This window comes from Pseudomonas xantholysinigenes, assembly GCF_014268885.2.
Taxonomy (GTDB): Bacteria; Pseudomonadota; Gammaproteobacteria; order Pseudomonadales; family Pseudomonadaceae; genus Aquipseudomonas; species Aquipseudomonas xantholysinigenes.
This window is the reverse complement of the sequence record NZ_CP077095.1, coordinates 5,592,977-5,607,668: the sequence shown is the minus strand read 5'-3', so window position 1 is coordinate 5,607,668 and position 14,692 is coordinate 5,592,977. Positions and strand designations below refer to the sequence as shown.

The 14,692-nt window shown below is 59.9% G+C and carries 16 protein-coding genes; all 16 read left to right on the top strand.

The window, feature by feature from the left end; all coding sequences use genetic code 11:
- The first annotated feature begins 581 nt into the window (after positions 1–581).
- The gene (gene rpmH / locus HU772_RS24885; RefSeq protein WP_003253163.1) at positions 582–716 is read left to right on the top strand and encodes a 50S ribosomal protein L34; all 135 of its coding nucleotides are present in this window, start codon (positions 582–584) and stop codon (positions 714–716) included.
- A gap of 13 nt (positions 717–729) precedes the next feature.
- Positions 730–1,134: a ribonuclease P protein component gene (rnpA, locus tag HU772_RS24880; protein WP_166890676.1), complete on the top strand. Its 405-nt coding sequence runs from the start codon at positions 730–732 to the stop codon at positions 1,132–1,134.
- On the top strand, positions 1,127–1,372 hold the full coding sequence (gene yidD / locus HU772_RS24875) for a membrane protein insertion efficiency factor YidD (RefSeq protein WP_011536514.1): 246 nt from the start codon (positions 1,127–1,129) through the stop codon (positions 1,370–1,372). Before rnpA ends, yidD begins: the two co-directional genes overlap by 8 nt.
- A gap of 2 nt (positions 1,373–1,374) precedes the next feature.
- Positions 1,375–3,060: a membrane protein insertase YidC gene (gene yidC / locus HU772_RS24870; RefSeq protein ID WP_186652871.1), complete on the top strand. Its 1,686-nt coding sequence runs from the start codon at positions 1,375–1,377 to the stop codon at positions 3,058–3,060.
- Positions 3,061–3,147: 87 nt separating this feature from the next.
- On the top strand, positions 3,148–4,518 hold the full coding sequence (mnmE, locus tag HU772_RS24865) for a tRNA uridine-5-carboxymethylaminomethyl(34) synthesis GTPase MnmE (RefSeq protein WP_186652873.1): 1,371 nt from the start codon (positions 3,148–3,150) through the stop codon (positions 4,516–4,518).
- A 533-nt stretch (positions 4,519–5,051) separates the two neighbouring features.
- Positions 5,052–6,944 (top strand): tRNA uridine-5-carboxymethylaminomethyl(34) synthesis enzyme MnmG, encoded by a 1,893-nt coding sequence (gene mnmG / locus HU772_RS24860; protein WP_186652874.1) that lies wholly within the window; start codon positions 5,052–5,054, stop codon positions 6,942–6,944.
- A complete protein-coding gene (rsmG, locus tag HU772_RS24855) occupies positions 6,941–7,591 on the top strand; it encodes a 16S rRNA (guanine(527)-N(7))-methyltransferase RsmG (protein ID WP_186652875.1) in 651 nt (216 codons plus the stop codon). Before mnmG ends, rsmG begins: the two co-directional genes overlap by 4 nt.
- Before the next feature lie 18 nt (positions 7,592–7,609).
- Positions 7,610–8,401 carry a ParA family protein gene (locus HU772_RS24850; protein ID WP_134689118.1) on the top strand — a complete coding sequence of 264 codons (792 nt, stop codon included), beginning with the start codon at positions 7,610–7,612 and terminating at the stop codon, positions 8,399–8,401.
- A gap of 9 nt (positions 8,402–8,410) precedes the next feature.
- A complete protein-coding gene (locus HU772_RS24845) occupies positions 8,411–9,283 on the top strand; it encodes a ParB/RepB/Spo0J family partition protein (RefSeq protein WP_186652876.1) in 873 nt (290 codons plus the stop codon).
- 149 nt (positions 9,284–9,432) lie between these two features.
- Positions 9,433–9,840 (top strand): F0F1 ATP synthase subunit I, encoded by a 408-nt coding sequence (locus HU772_RS24840; protein WP_011536507.1) that lies wholly within the window; start codon positions 9,433–9,435, stop codon positions 9,838–9,840.
- A 16-nt stretch (positions 9,841–9,856) separates the two neighbouring features.
- A complete protein-coding gene (gene atpB / locus HU772_RS24835) occupies positions 9,857–10,726 on the top strand; it encodes a F0F1 ATP synthase subunit A (protein WP_027917107.1) in 870 nt (289 codons plus the stop codon).
- A gap of 144 nt (positions 10,727–10,870) precedes the next feature.
- A complete protein-coding gene (atpE, locus tag HU772_RS24830; RefSeq protein ID WP_003097235.1) occupies positions 10,871–11,128 on the top strand; it encodes a F0F1 ATP synthase subunit C in 258 nt (85 codons plus the stop codon).
- 58 nt (positions 11,129–11,186) lie between these two features.
- Positions 11,187–11,657 (top strand): F0F1 ATP synthase subunit B, encoded by a 471-nt coding sequence (locus HU772_RS24825; RefSeq protein ID WP_023383136.1) that lies wholly within the window; start codon positions 11,187–11,189, stop codon positions 11,655–11,657.
- Between the two features lie 12 nt (positions 11,658–11,669).
- Positions 11,670–12,206: a F0F1 ATP synthase subunit delta gene (locus HU772_RS24820; protein WP_023628561.1), complete on the top strand. Its 537-nt coding sequence runs from the start codon at positions 11,670–11,672 to the stop codon at positions 12,204–12,206.
- Between the two features lie 21 nt (positions 12,207–12,227).
- Positions 12,228–13,772 carry a F0F1 ATP synthase subunit alpha gene (gene atpA, locus HU772_RS24815; RefSeq protein WP_050707597.1) on the top strand — a complete coding sequence of 515 codons (1,545 nt, stop codon included), beginning with the start codon at positions 12,228–12,230 and terminating at the stop codon, positions 13,770–13,772.
- A gap of 48 nt (positions 13,773–13,820) precedes the next feature.
- Positions 13,821–14,681, top strand: coding sequence for a F0F1 ATP synthase subunit gamma (gene atpG, locus HU772_RS24810; protein WP_028690020.1), 861 nt, complete (start codon positions 13,821–13,823; stop codon positions 14,679–14,681).
- Positions 14,682–14,692 lie beyond the last annotated feature (11 nt).

Here is a 14,692-nt window from a genome sequence, read left to right as displayed (position 1 = left end):
GGATATCCCCTGAGTTGAAAGCCGGATGAGGCAAAAACAAACCGCCATTGTACCGGGCGCACCGTCACTTATCCACACGTGACGCCCCTCATAGGCAGGGTTAAACGGCCAAAATCTGACGGTAATACCCGCCAAGTCATGTGAATAAGCTCTGTGGATAAACGCACCTGAGGGCTATGCACAACCCCACCTTCAACGCTGTGGATAAATCGTCTGTGGATAAACAGGCATTTACTGCACAGCTTGTACCCATGTCCGGCACAGCCAGAGCACCCGTTACCGACAAGGTTGTGAAACGCTGTACATACTATGAATATTGGCCTTGGATAGGTTATCCACAGAAGGTTATCCACCTAAACTCTTTAAGATTTTCAGAAAAGCTTTTTATATGCCTCTTTGTTTTTTTCAATTACCTGGATGTTCTGATGAGCCCACCCCTGTCCCCCATCGATGAACCATTCGACCTTCCATAAGGAAAGGCTGGTTGGAAATTGACCTATTGCCTTGCTTTCTCTAGAATCGCCGATCTCTTAAAAAGGGGGCCCTTCCGGCCCGTTGTCGACCAACCCAGGTAACACGCCATGAAACGTACTTTCCAACCAAGCACCATCAAGCGCGCCCGCACCCACGGTTTCCGTGCCCGTATGGCTACCAAGAACGGCCGTGCTGTTCTGTCGCGTCGTCGCGCCAAAGGCCGTAAGCGTCTGGCCATTTGATTTTCCGGCACAGGTGGTGAGTCAGGACTTCAGTCGGGAAAAGCGACTGCTTACACCCCGGCACTTCAAAGCGGTCTTCGACTCCCCAACCGGCAAGGTTCCAGGGAAAAACCTGCTTATCCTTGCCCGCGAGAACGGCCTCGATCACCCACGCCTCGGCCTGGTGATCGGCAAGAAGAGCGTCAAGCTCGCCGTTCAACGCAATCGCCTGAAACGCCTGATGCGCGATTCGTTCCGCCTGAACCAGCAGCTGTTGGCTGGTCTTGATATCGTGATCGTCGCGCGCAAGGGGTTGGGCGAAGTGGAAAACCCAGAATTGCACCAACACTTTGGCAAGCTCTGGAAGCGACTGGTTCGCAGTCGGCCCTCTCCAGCGGTCAATGCCGATCCCGCAGGGGTAGACAGTCACGATGCGTAAACTGGCCCTCGTTCCGATCCAGTTTTATCGTTACGCCATCAGTCCACTGATGGCCAGTCACTGTCGTTTCTATCCCAGCTGTTCCTGTTACGCCTATGAAGCCATCGAAAATCATGGCCTCTTGCGTGGTGGGTGGCTGGCCGTTCGTCGCCTGGGGCGTTGTCATCCGTGGAACGACGGCGGTTTCGATCCCGTTCCACCAGCTCCTTCCTCCCGAACTTCTTCGATAGCCGAGTAATCATGGATATTAAACGCACGATCCTGATCGTCGCCCTGGCAATCGTGTCCTATGTCATGGTCCTCAAGTGGAACCAGGACTACGGCCAGGCTGCCCTGCCGACTCAGAATGCTGCTGCCAGCAATGCCACTGCGTCCTTGCCGGACAGCGTGCCCGCCAGCAACAACGGTGCAAACGCCGATTTGCCGAGCGTCAATGCTCAAGCCGGCAATAGCGGCCTGGCGCCGGCACCCGTTGCGGTCAGCAAGGACCTGATCCAGGTCAAGACCGATGTCCTGAACCTGGCTATCGACCCGGTTGGCGGTGATATCGTCCAGCTGACCCTGCCCAAGTACCCACGCCGTCAGGACCATCCTGAAATTCCGTTCCAGTTGTTCGACAACGGCGGCGAGCGTGTCTACCTGGCCCAGAGCGGCCTGATCGGCACTGATGGCCCGGACCGCGCCAGCGGCCGCCCGCTGTACGCCACCGAACAGAAGAGCTACCAGCTGGCCGATGGCCAGGACCAACTGGTGGTCGACCTCAAGTTCAGCGAGAACGGTGTCAACTACATCAAACGCTTCAGCTTGAAGCGCGGCGAATACGACCTGACCGTCAGCTACCTGATCGACAACCAGAGCGCCCAGGCCTGGAGCGGCAACATGTTTGCCCAGCTCAAGCGTGACGCCAGCTCCGATCCGTCGTCGAGCACTGCCACCGGCACCGCCACTTACCTGGGCGCCGCCCTGTGGACAGCTTCCGAGCCGTACAAGAAAGTGTCGATGAAGGACATGGACAAAGGCGGTTTGCAAGAAAATGTGTCCGGCGGTTGGGTAGCCTGGCTGCAGCACTACTTCGTGACCGCCTGGATCCCGAGCAAGTCGGACAACAACGCCGTCCAGACTCGCAAGGACAGCCAGGGCAACTACATCATCGGCTACACCGGCCCGGCCCTGAACGTACCGGCCGGCGGCAAGGTCGAAACCAGCGCCATGCTGTATGCCGGTCCCAAGATCCAGTCCAAGCTCAAGGAGTTGTCCCCAGGCCTGGAACTGACCGTCGACTACGGCTTCCTGTGGTTCATCGCCCAGCCGATCTTCTGGCTGCTGCAACATATCCACAGCCTGCTCGGCAACTGGGGCTGGTCGATCATCGTCCTGACCATGCTGATCAAGGGCCTGTTCTTCCCGCTCTCGGCCGCCAGCTACCGCTCGATGGCGCGCATGCGTGCCGTGGCGCCAAAACTGGCCCAGCTCAAGGAACGCTTCGGTGACGATCGCCAGAAGATGTCCCAGGCGATGATGGAGCTGTACAAGAAAGAGAAGATCAACCCGCTGGGCGGCTGCCTGCCGATCCTGGTGCAGATGCCGGTGTTCCTGGCCCTGTACTGGGTACTGCTGGAAAGCGTCGAGATGCGTCAGGCCCCGTGGATGCTGTGGATCACCGACCTGTCGATCAAGGATCCGTTCTTCATCCTGCCGATCATCATGGGCGCCACCATGTTCATCCAGCAGCGCCTGAACCCGACACCGCCGGATCCGATGCAGGCGAAGGTCATGAAAATGATGCCGATCATCTTCACCTTCTTCTTCCTGTGGTTCCCGGCTGGCCTGGTGCTGTACTGGGTTGTGAACAACTGCCTGTCGATCGCACAGCAGTGGTACATCACTCGCAGCATCGAAGCGGCAACCAAGAAAGCTGCTGCTTGACGGGCAACTCGGTTTGCCTGTGAATAAAAACGCCCCCTAGTGGGGCGTTTTTGCTATCTGACGAATTCGTTGTAGAGGCTTTCGAGCATGAACACTGTGCGTGAAACCATTGCCGCCATCGCCACCGCCCAGGGCCGCGGCGGCGTCGGTATCGTCCGCTTGTCCGGGCCACTGGCCAGCCAGGCTGGGCTAGCCATCACCGGGCGCACGCTGATGCCGCGGCATGCCCACTACGGCCCGTTCCGCGACGCCGACGGCCTGGTCCTGGACGAAGGCATCGCGCTGTTCTTCCCCGGGCCGAACTCGTTCACCGGCGAAGACGTGCTGGAACTCCAGGGCCACGGCGGCCCGGTGGTGATGGACATGCTACTGCAGCGCTGCCTGCAGCTGGGCTGCCGCTTGGCGCGCCCGGGCGAATTCAGCGAGCGGGCGTTCCTCAATGACAAGCTCGACCTGGCCCAGGCCGAGGCTATTGCCGACCTGATCGAAGCCAGCTCCACCCAGGCTGCACGCAATGCCCTGCGTTCGCTGCAGGGCGCCTTCTCCAAGCGTGTGCACAGCCTGACCGAGGCCTTGATCGCACTGCGTATCTACGTCGAGGCAGCCATCGACTTCCCCGAAGAGGAAATCGACTTCCTTGCCGACGGCCATGTCCTGCGCATGCTCGATGATGTGCGCAACGAGCTGTCCAGTGTGCAGCGCGAAGCCGGGCAGGGCGCCTTGCTGCGCGACGGCATGACCGTGGTCATCGCCGGGCGACCGAATGCCGGTAAGTCGAGCCTGCTCAATCAGCTGGCCGGGCGCGAAGCCGCGATCGTCACCGACATCGCCGGCACCACCCGGGACATCCTCCGTGAACATATCCACATCGATGGCATGCCGCTGCATGTGGTCGACACCGCAGGTCTGCGCGATACCGACGACCATGTGGAAAAGATCGGTGTGGAGCGGGCGCTGAAAGCCATCGGCGAGGCCGATCGGGTGTTGTTGGTGGTGGACTCCACCGCGCCGGAAGCCAGCGATCCGTTTGCCCTGTGGCCGGAGTTCCTCGACCAGCGCCCGGACATGGCCAAGGTCACGCTGATTCGCAACAAGGCCGACTTGAGCGGTGAAACGGTCGGCATGGAGCTAAGCGACGATGGCCACGTCACCATCACCCTGAGTGCCCGTGACAGCGACATGGGCCTGGATCTGCTGCGTGACCACCTCAAGGCCTGCATGGGCTATGAGCAGACGGCCGAGAGCAGCTTCAGTGCCCGTCGCCGGCACCTGGAGGCGCTGCGCCAGGCCAGTGAGCACCTTGAGCATGGCCGCGCGCAACTGACCCTGGCCGGTGCCGGCGAGTTGCTGGCAGAGGACCTGCGCCAGGCTCAACAGGCATTGGGGGAAATTACCGGGGCGTTCAGTTCGGATGACCTGCTTGGGAGGATTTTCTCGAGCTTCTGCATCGGCAAATAGTCCACAGCCCATCCATTCCAAGGCCGCTCCTCTCTGGAGCGGCTTTTTTTTGCCTGCGATTTGCCTGTCAGCGTGATGCATGCAACCGGCGTTGCCGCTGGTCACGGGATATCCACTCCCACAGGGATCGAAACTCCTGCGTGTACAGCTCAGGAGCTCTGTGGAAAACTCGCCTTCAGCTACGTTGATAACAGGGCTTTTTTTCTGAGGACAAACCCGTCTGTTGATAACCGTCATTTTCATCCACAGCTTACACGCGGTTATCCAGACCCCTCAGGCCACTTCAGGCACAGGGTTATGAAATCCGCCAGGCAGCGTGAATATTGGCCTAAAGCTACTTATCCACATGTGGATAGGTGCCTAAACATAAACATAAAAACAAAGCTTTTTTAAATTTTTCCTCTTTGTTTTCTTTTGCCTGCCATTCATCCACAGCCTGGTCAAATTTTGCTCAGAAGGTTTATCGCAGGGGAGGAAGTCCCTATACTGGTCCGCTTCCCTTCTCTATTTGCAAAACAGGCACGAGGTGCGTGGTGGATTTCCCTTCCCGTTTTGAAGTGATCGTCATCGGCGGCGGCCATGCCGGTACCGAGGCTGCGCTTGCGTCCGCACGCATGGGTGTGAAGACCCTGTTGCTGACCCACAACGTGGAAACCCTCGGTCACATGAGTTGCAACCCGGCCATTGGTGGCATCGGCAAGAGCCACCTGGTCAAGGAAATCGATGCGCTCGGCGGCGCCATGGCGCTGGCCACCGACAAGAGCGGCATCCAGTTCCGCATCCTGAACAACCGCAAGGGCCCGGCCGTGCGCGCCACCCGGGCACAGGCCGACCGCGCCATCTACAAGGCGGTGGTGCGGGAAATCCTGGAAAACCAGCCGAACCTGTGGATATTCCAACAGTCCTGCGACGACCTGATCGTCGAGCAGGACCAGGTCAAGGGCGTGGTCACCCAGATGGGCCTGCGCTTCTTCGCCGACTCTGTAGTGCTGACCAGCGGCACCTTCCTCGGCGGGCTTATCCACATTGGCTTGCAGAACTACTCCGGCGGTCGTGCCGGCGATCCGCCCGCCAATGCCCTGGCCAAGCGCATGCGTGAATTGCCGCTACGCGTCGGTCGCCTGAAGACCGGTACCCCGCCGCGCATCGATGGCCGCTCGGTGGATTTCTCGGTGATGACCGAACAGCCCGGCGATACACCGATCCCGGTGATGTCGTTCATGGGCGACGCGCAGATGCACCCGCGCCAGGTGAGCTGCTGGATCACCCACACCAACGCGCGCACCCACGAGATCATTGCCTCGAACCTTGACCGCTCGCCGATGTACTCGGGCGTGATCGAAGGCATCGGCCCGCGCTACTGCCCGTCGATCGAGGACAAGATCCACCGCTTCGCCGACAAGGAAAGCCACCAGGTGTTCATCGAGCCGGAAGGCCTGACCACCCATGAGCTGTACCCCAACGGCATTTCGACCTCGCTGCCGTTTGATGTGCAGCTGGAGATCGTGCGTTCGATCCGCGGTATGGAAAACGCTCACATCGTGCGCCCGGGCTACGCCATCGAGTACGACTACTTCGATCCGCGCGACCTCAAGTACAGCCTCGAGACCAAGGTCATCGGCGGCCTGTTCTTCGCCGGACAGATCAACGGCACCACCGGCTACGAAGAGGCCGGCGCCCAGGGCCTGCTGGCCGGGACCAACGCCGCGCTGCGCGCCCAGGGCCGCGACAGCTGGTGCCCGCGCCGCGACGAGGCGTACATCGGGGTGCTGGTCGACGACCTGATCACCCTCGGTACCCAGGAGCCATACCGCATGTTCACCTCGCGCGCCGAATACCGGCTGATCCTGCGCGAGGACAACGCCGACCTGCGCCTGACCGAGAAGGGCCGCGAGCTGGGCCTGATCGACGACGCGCGCTGGGCCGCGTTCTGCGCCAAGCGCGAAGGCATCGAGCGTGAAGAACAGCGCCTGAAGAGCACTTGGGTACGCCCGGGCACCGCGCAAGGCCAGGCCATTGTGGATAAGTTCGGTACTCCGTTGGCCCACGAATACAGCCTGCTGAACCTGCTCGCCCGTCCGGAAGTCGACTACGCTGGGCTGATCGAGGCAACCGGTGGCGAAGTGATCGATCCACAGGTCGCCGAACAGGTCGAGATCAAGACCAAGTACGCCGGCTACATCGACCGCCAGCAGGAAGAGATCGCCCGCCTGCGGGCCAGCGAGGACACCCGTCTGCCTGTGGATATCGACTACACCACGATTTCCGGGCTGTCCAAGGAGATCCAGGGCAAGCTCGAGCAGACCCGTCCCGAGACCCTGGGCCAGGCGTCGCGTATTCCCGGCGTCACCCCGGCGGCGATTTCCCTGTTGCTGATTCACTTGAAAAAACGCGGCGCAGGCCGCGAATTGGAGCAAAGCGCTTGAGTTCCCCGGTCACCCCGCAACACGCCGAAGAGTTGTCCACAGGTGCGCGCCAGCTCGGTGTCGAGCTGAGCGCGCAGCAGCACGAGTTGCTGCTGGGTTACCTGGCCCTGTTGATCAAATGGAACAAGGCCTACAACCTGACCGCGGTGCGCGACCCGGATGAGATGGTCTCGCGCCATCTGCTCGACAGCCTCAGCGTCATGCCGTTTATCCACAACGACACCCAGCGCTGGCTGGATGTCGGCAGCGGCGGCGGCATGCCGGGTATCCCACTGGCTATCCTGTATCCGCACAAACAGGTGACCGTGCTCGACAGCAACGGCAAGAAGACCCGCTTCCTCACCCAGGTGAAGATGGAGCTGAAACTGGACAACCTCTCGGTTATCCACAGCCGGGTCGAAGAGGTCCAGCCCGAGCTGCCGTTCTGCGGAATCATCTCCCGGGCCTTCAGCAGCATGGAGAATTTCACCAACTGGACCCGCCACCTGGGTGACGCCCGCACGCAATGGCTTGCAATGAAGGGGCTGCATCCTGCCGACGAACTGGTAGCATTGCCCGCAGACTTCACAGTGGAAAGCGAGCAGGCCCTGACCGTTCCAGGTTGCCAGGGCCAGCGCCATCTGCTGATACTGCGCCGCAAGGCATGACTGGGAACACACGCAACAATGGCTAAGGTATTCGCAATCGCGAACCAGAAAGGTGGTGTGGGCAAGACCACCACCTGCATCAATCTCGCCGCATCGCTGGCCGCGACCAAGCGTCGCGTGCTGCTGATCGACCTCGATCCACAGGGCAACGCCACCATGGGCAGCGGTGTGGATAAACACGAGCTCGAGCACTCGGTGTACGACCTGCTGATTGGGGAATGCGACCTGGCCCAGGCCATGCACTACTCCGAGCACGGTGGTTTCCAGCTGCTGCCAGCCAACCGCGACTTGACCGCCGCCGAGGTGGTCCTGCTCGAGATGCAGATGAAAGAGAGCCGCCTGCGCAACGCGTTGGCGCCGATCCGCGAGAACTACGACTACATCCTCATCGACTGCCCACCGTCGCTGTCGATGCTGACCCTCAACGCCCTGGTCGCCTCCGATGGCGTGATTATCCCCATGCAGTGCGAGTACTACGCGCTGGAAGGTCTCAGCGACCTTGTGGATAACATCAAGCGCATCGCCGCCCGGCTGAACCCGGAGCTGAAGATCGAGGGCCTGCTGCGGACCATGTACGATCCGCGCCTGAGCCTGAACAACGACGTGTCGGCGCAGCTCAAAGAGCATTTCGGCGACCAGCTGTACGACACGGTGATCCCGCGCAACATTCGCCTGGCCGAGGCGCCGAGCTTCGGCATGCCGGCACTGGCCTACGACAAGCAATCCCGTGGCGCGCTGGCCTACCTGGCGCTGGCCGGGGAACTGGTACGCCGTCAGCGCCGTCCATCACGCACTGCACAAACAACTTAAGGAATCCGCATGGCCATCAAGAAACGCGGTCTCGGACGTGGGTTGGATGCACTGCTCAGTGGTCCTTCCGTCAGCGCGCTCGAGGCGCAGGCTGTCAAGATCGACCAGAAGGAACTGCAACAACTGCCGGTCGAACTGATCCAGCGCGGCAAGTACCAGCCACGCCGCGACATGGATCCCGAGGCGCTCGAAGAACTGGCGCACTCGATCCGCACCCATGGCGTCATGCAACCGATCGTGGTCCGCCCGATCGGCGACAACCGCTACGAGATCATCGCCGGCGAGCGCCGCTGGCGCGCCACCCAGCAGGCTGGCCTGGACACCGTGCCGGCCATGGTCCGCGAAGTGCCCGACGAAGCCGCCATCGCCATGGCGCTGATCGAGAACATCCAGCGTGAGGACCTCAACCCGCTGGAAGAAGCCCTGGCCCTGCAGCGCCTGCAGCAGGAGTTCGAGCTGACCCAGCAGCAGGTAGCCGATGCCGTGGGCAAGTCGCGGGTGACCGTGGCCAACCTGCTGCGGCTGATCTCGCTGCCCGAGGCGATCAAGACCATGCTCGCCCACGGCGACCTGGAGATGGGCCACGCCCGTGCCTTGCTCGGTCTCGAGGAAGATCGCCAGGAAGAAGGGGCGCGTCATGTTGTCGCACGTGGTCTTACCGTGCGCCAAACCGAGGCACTGGTGCGCCAGTGGCTCAACGGCAAGCCTGAGCCGGTCGAATCGAGCCAACCTGATCCGGATATCGCGCGCCTCGAGCAGCGTCTGGCAGAGCGCCTGGGCTCCGCGGTGCAAATCCGCCATGGCAACAAGGGCAAGGGCCAGTTGGTTATTCGCTACAACTCGCTCGACGAGTTGCAAGGCGTGCTTGCTCACATCCGCTGAAACAATTCCTGTTGTAGCGCGCAGTCGGAAATCACTACCGAAGAGTTGAATAGGGGTTAATCCACCCCTATACTCTGCGCGCATTTTGTCGGCACAAATTATGCCAAGTCATTACTGACTAGGCGGTCGACTTTCGAGGAGCAGTTGTGATGGAAATACGCACGCCAAACCGCCTGCCTTTCCATCGCTGGGCGGTTTTTCCGGTACTGCTGGCTCAATTTGTCGTGCTGCTGCTGGCAACGTTGGTGTTGTGGCAGTGGAAAGGGGTGGTCAGTGGATATTCAGGTCTCTGCGGAGGGCTGATTGCCTGGCTGCCCAATGTGTATTTCGCCTGGAAGGCTTTTCGCTTCAGCGGAGCCCGGGCGGCGCAGGCCATCGTCAAGTCGTTCTACGCGGGCGAGGCAGGCAAGATGATTTTGACGGCAGTGCTGTTTGCACTGACCTTCGCAGGAGTGAAGCCATTGGCGCCGTTGGCAGTATTCGGCGTCTTCGTGCTGACCCTTTTGGTCAGCTGGTTCGCGCCCCTGCTGATGAATAAAAGACTTTCGAGACCTTAGGGCGTTTGAGGCAACCATGGCAGCAGAAACCGCTTCGGGCTATATCCAGCACCACTTGCAGAACCTGACCTACGGTCAACTACCAGACGGCAGCTGGGGCTTCGCCCATTCGGCTGCAGAAGCCAAGGCAATGGGCTTCTGGGCGTTCCACCTGGACACCCTGGGCTGGTCCGTTGCGCTGGGTCTGATCTTCCTGTTCATCTTCCGCATGGCGGCCAAGAAGGCGACTTCCGGGCAACCGAGCGGTCTGCAGAACTTCGTGGAAGTGCTGGTGGACTTCGTCAACGGCAGCGTGAAGGACTCCTTCCACGGCCGCAGCCCGGTGATCGCCCCGCTGGCGCTGACCATCTTCGTCTGGGTGTTCCTGATGAACGCCATCGACCTGGTACCGGTCGACTGGATTCCGCAACTGGCCATCCTGATCTCCGGTGATCCGCACATTCCGTTCCGCGCCGTGTCGACCACCGACCCGAACGCGACCCTGGCCATGGCCTTCAGCGTGTTCGCCCTGATCATCTTCTACAGCATCAAGGTCAAGGGCCTGGGTGGCTTCATCGGCGAGCTGACCCTGCACCCGTTCGGCAGCAAGAACATCTTCGTGCAGATCCTGCTGATTCCGGTCAACTTCCTGCTCGAATTCGTCACCCTGATCGCCAAGCCGATCTCGCTGGCCCTGCGTCTGTTCGGCAACATGTACGCCGGCGAGCTGGTGTTCATCCTGATCGCGGTGATGTTCGGCGCCGGTATCCTGTGGCTCAGCGGCCTGGGTATCGTGCTGCAGTGGGCGTGGGCGGTGTTCCACATCCTGATCATCACCCTGCAAGCCTTCATCTTCATGATGCTGACCATCGTCTACCTGTCGATGGCCCACGAAGATAACCATTAAGACCGCCTGGCGTGTCTGATAGCCTTCCCCGCCCGTTTGGGGGGAGGGCTTAAAAAGTCCGCAAGGGCATGCTGTACCAAACGATTTGTTTTACCGCTTCAAACTAAAAACCTAACCAATACGACGTAAAAGTCGGGAGGAAAGATGGAAACTGTAGTTGGTCTGACCGCTATCGCTGTTGCTCTGCTGATCGGCCTGGGTGCTCTGGGTACCGCCATTGGTTTCGGCCTGCTGGGCGGCAAATTCCTGGAAGGCGCTGCTCGCCAGCCAGAAATGGTTCCGATGCTGCAGGTCAAAATGTTCATCGTTGCCGGTCTGCTCGACGCCGTAACCATGATCGGTGTTGGTATCGCTCTGTTCTTCACCTTCGCGAACCCCTTCGTTGGTCAGATCGCCGGCTAATCACTCGTTTTCTACGAGTTGATAGCTGTGATGAACAAAGACCGAGCGAGGTGTTGGCGTGAACATTAATGCAACCCTGATTGGCCAATCCGTTGCTTTCCTGATTTTTGTACTCTTCTGCATGAAGTACGTATGGCCTCCGGTCATTACTGCTCTGCAAGAGCGCCAAAAGAAGATTGCCGATGGCTTGGACGCTGCCAACCGCGCAGCTCGCGACCTGGAGCTGGCCCAAGAGAAAGCGGGTCAGCAACTGCGTGAAGCGAAGGCACAGGCAGCCGAAATCATTGAGCAAAGCAAGAAACGCGCTGCTCAGCTTGTCGAGGAAGCCCGTGAACAGGCCCGCGTCGAAGCTGACCGTGTGAAGGCTCAGGCTCAAGCCGAGATCGAACAGGAACTGAACAGCGTCAAAGACGCCCTGCGTGCCCAAGTGGGTGCCCTGGCCGTTGGCGGTGCTGAAAAGATCCTTGGCGCCACAATCGATCAAAACGCGCATGCGGAGCTGGTTAACAAACTGGCCGCTGAAATTTAAGCGAGGGCGATCATGGCAGAACTGACCACGTTGGCCCGACCTTACGCTAAGGCTGCCTTCGAGCATGCCCAGGCCCATCAGCAACTGGCCAATTGGTCAGCCATGCTCGGCCTGGCTGCTGCGGTGTCGCAAGACGACACCATGCAGCGCCTGCTCAAGGCCCCGCAACTGACTAGCGCAGAAAAGGCCGCCGCATTCATTGAAGTGTGCGGTGACAAGTTTGACGCCAAGGCACAGAATTTCATTCATGTTGCCGCGGAAAACGAACGTCTCCTGCTTCTGCCGGAGATTTCGACTCTGTTCGACCTGTACAAGGCCGAGCAAGAGAAGTCCGTGGACGTGGAAGTCACCAGTGCTTTTGCGTTGAACCAAGAACAGCAAGACAAACTCGCCAAGGTTCTCAGTGCACGGTTAGGCCAGGAAGTGCGCCTGCACGCGTCGGAGGATGCCAGCCTGATCGGCGGCGTCGTCATCCGCGCTGGCGACCTGGTAATCGACGGTTCGGTTCGCGGGAAAATCGCGAAACTGGCCGAAGCCTTGAAATCTTGAGTTTGAAGGGGCAGCAGAGCAATGCAGCAACTCAATCCTTCCGAAATTAGTGAAATCATCAAGGGCCGCATCGACAACCTCGATGTCGGCTCCCAAGCCCGTAACGAAGGTACCGTCGTTTCGGTTTCCGACGGCATCGTGCGGATCCACGGTCTGGCCGACGTCATGTACGGCGAAATGATCGAGTTCCCTGGCAGCGTATTCGGCATGGCACTGAACCTGGAGCAAGACTCCGTAGGTGCAGTGATCCTGGGTGCCTATGACACCCTCGCCGAAGGCATGAGCGCCAAGTGCACCGGTCGCATCCTGGAAGTTCCGGTTGGTAAGGAACTGCTGGGTCGCGTCGTCGACGCACTGGGTAACCCGATCGACGGCAAAGGTCCTCTGGGCAACACCCAGACCGACGCGGTCGAGAAAGTGGCTCCAGGCGTGATCTGGCGTAAGTCGGTAGACCAGCCTGTACAGACTGGCTACAAGTCCGTCGACGCCATGATCCCTGTCGGCCGTGGCCAGCGCGAGCTGATCATCGGTGACCGTCAGATCGGCAAGACCGCCATGGCCATCGACGCCATCATCAACCAGAAAGACTCCGGTATTTTCTGTGTTTATGTTGCAGTCGGCCAGAAGCGTTCCACCGTTGCCAACATCGTTCGCAAGCTGGAAGAAGCCGGCGCCCTGGCCAACACCATCGTGGTCGTTGCCAGTGCCTCGGAATCCGCCGCACTGCAGTTCCTGGCGCCATACGCCGGCTGCACCATGGGCGAATTCTTCCGTGACCGCGGTGAAGACGCGCTGATCGTTTACGATGACCTGTCCAAGCAGGCCGTTGCCTACCGTCAGATCTCCCTGCTGCTGCGCCGTCCACCAGGACGTGAAGCGTACCCAGGCGACGTGTTCTATCTCCACTCCCGTCTGCTGGAGCGTGCATCGCGCGTTTCCGAAGAGTACGTCGAGAAGTTCACCAACGGTGCCGTAACCGGCAAGACTGGCTCGCTGACCGCTCTGCCGATCATCGAAACCCAGGCTGGCGACGTTTCCGCGTTCGTTCCGACCAACGTGATCTCGATCACCGACGGTCAGATCTTCCTGGAATCGGCCATGTTCAACGCAGGCATCCGTCCTGCCGTTAACGCCGGTGTGTCGGTATCCCGTGTTGGTGGTGCCGCCCAGACCAAGATCATCAAGAAGCTGTCCGGTGGTATCCGTACCGCCCTGGCTCAGTACCGTGAACTGGCGGCATTCGCCCAGTTCGCTTCTGACCTGGACGAGGCTACCCGCAAGCAGCTGGAGCATGGTCAGCGCGTTACCGAGCTGATGAAGCAGAAGCAGTACGCGCCAATGTCGATCGCCGACATGGCCCTGTCGCTGTATGCCGCTGAGCGTGGTTTCCTGACCGACGTAGAAGTCGCCAAGGTCGGTAGCTTCGAGCAAGCTCTGATCGCCTACTTCAACCGTGATCACGCCGAACTGATGGCCAAGATCAACGTGAAGGGTGACTTCAACGACGAAATCGACGCTGGCATGAAAGCCGGTATCGAGAAGTTCAAGGCCACCCAGACCTGGTAAGCCGCAGCGGGGGCTCCGGCCCCCGCTTGCTAACCTGATAGGTGATACATGGCAGGCGCAAAAGAGATTCGCAGTAAGATTGCGAGCATCAAAAGCACGCAAAAAATTACCAGCGCCATGGAGAAAGTGGCGGTCAGCAAGATGCGCAAGGCACAAATGCGCATGGCTGCTAGCCGTCCTTACGCGGAGCGTATCCGCCAGGTGATCGGTCATCTGGCCAACGCCAACCCGGAATATCGCCACCCGTTCATGATCGAGCGCCCTGTAAAGCGCGCCGGTTATATCGTGGTGAGCAGTGACCGTGGTCTGTGCGGTGGCTTGAATACCAACCTGTTCAAGGCCCTGGTCAAGGACATGAACGAAAACCGCGAACAGGGCGTGGAAATCGACCTGTGCGTGATCGGCAGCAAGGGTGCGACTTTCTTCCGCATCTTTGGCGGTAACGTCGTAGCCGCGATCAGCCACCTGGGCGAAGAGCCATCGATCAATGATCTGATCGGCTCCGTCAAGGTGATGCTGGACGCCTACCTGGACGGCCGCATCGATCGCCTCTCGGTGGTTTCGAACAAGTTCATCAACACCATGACCCAAAAACCGACGGTAGAGCAGTTGGTACCGTTGGTGGCAACCCCGGATCAGGAACTCAAGCACCACTGGGACTACCTGTACGAACCCGACGCAAAAGAGCTGCTGGACGGCTTGATGGTGCGTTACGTGGAGTCGCAGGTTTACCAGGCGGTGGTCGAGAACAACGCTGCTGAACAAGCGGCCCGGATGATCGCCATGAAGAACGCCACAGACAACGCCGGTGATTTGATCAAAGAGCTTCAGTTGATCTACAACAAGGCGCGTCAGGCTGCGATCACCCAGGAGATCTCGGAAATCGTCGGCGGCGCTGCCGCGGTTTAACGGTTCAAAAA